The 1231-nt window shown below is 73.2% G+C and carries 1 protein-coding gene; it reads right to left on the reverse strand.

All coding sequences use genetic code 11. The annotated features are described in order from the left end of the window. Window positions 1-196 (reverse strand): hypothetical protein (locus AC31A1_RS51640; RefSeq protein WP_489659948.1); only part of this gene is annotated, 196 nt, incomplete at its 3' end. Between the last annotated feature and the right edge of the window lie 1035 nt (window positions 197-1231).

Raw genomic sequence — 1231 nt, forward strand, 5'->3', positions numbered from 1 at the left:
GGGCGAGGGCGATGAGTGATGAGGGTGATGGGGGTTCGGTCCGGTCGAGTGTGCGGACAGAGGTCTCCGAGGTGTGATCGGACGTCGGGGTGAACGCCTTGGAGTGTGAACTCCCCGGTGTCGAACGGTCGTTGTCCGGTGCGGTCTCCTCGGCGGAGGACGTCTCATCGGCCGACTCCGTTACATCGGCCGGCAACCGAAAGGCTCCCGCGAGGAAGTCCCGTAGGTCACGGGCCCCGGCCTCGCCGGCACGCCCACGCACACCACTTCGCCCCTCGGCCCTGGAACCGCCGCTCGCCCGGGACACCGGCCGAGGTACCGACTCCGCTCCCCCGGTTCCTACGTCCTCACGAGCCTTCCGCGCCGCACCACGGGCCGCCCGCAACGCCTCACGCGCGGCATCCGCGGGCCGCGTCGAACCGCGGTCCGCGACGGTCGCAGGCTTCTGAACGGTCTCTGAGCCCTGAAGGGTGGTCGCGTTCGGAAGGCCGGCCGACTCGTCCCCCCTCGCGTCCCCGGACCGCCCTGTCTCACCTTCACCGGTTTCGCCAACTCCCGCGTCCCGAACGCCAGCCTCGGACCGCACCGGGTCTCGCAGCCGGTCCGCTGTTCCTTCTCCGGCGCTACCTCCCGGGCTACTCGCTCCCGCGTCCTGGGCCGGACCGTCACCCGGCGCGTGGGCATCTTCCCCCGAGGCGCCGACAGCGCGCCGCTCAGCGACGGCCCGTCGCAGCGCCGCGCGTGCCGCGTCCCCCGGCCGGGCCTGGGGCTCGGACGCCTTGTCAACTGCCTTACGGTCCGCGCCCGGTGCGTGAAGAGACCCGGGTGTGCGAGAAGACTCCGGGGGCCTGGCGACCTCCGCGTCCACCCCTTGGCCCCCACGTCCACGGGCCGCCTGCAACGCCCGCCGTACTACGTCCGCCGGGCGCTCCTCCCCCGCCAAGTGCCGCTCCGCCTCCGGCATTTCATCCGCCGGGCCCTGCGACGCCTCCGGCCCCCGCAGCACCTCCGCCGTTCCTTCCGCCACGCCGTGCGATACCTCCGCTCCCGGGTGCAGCTGCGGCTCCGCTGTTTCGCCCGACAGACGCCACGACCTCTCCACCGCCAAGTGCCGCTCCGCCTCCGGCATTTCATCCGCCGACGCTTCGGACGCCTGGGCCCGTGCCCCCTTCACCGCCAGGCCCCGCAGCACCTCGGCCATGTCTTCCGCCAGGTCCCGCGGCCCCTCCAC

Source organism: Streptomyces sp. P5F9 (assembly GCF_057961495.1).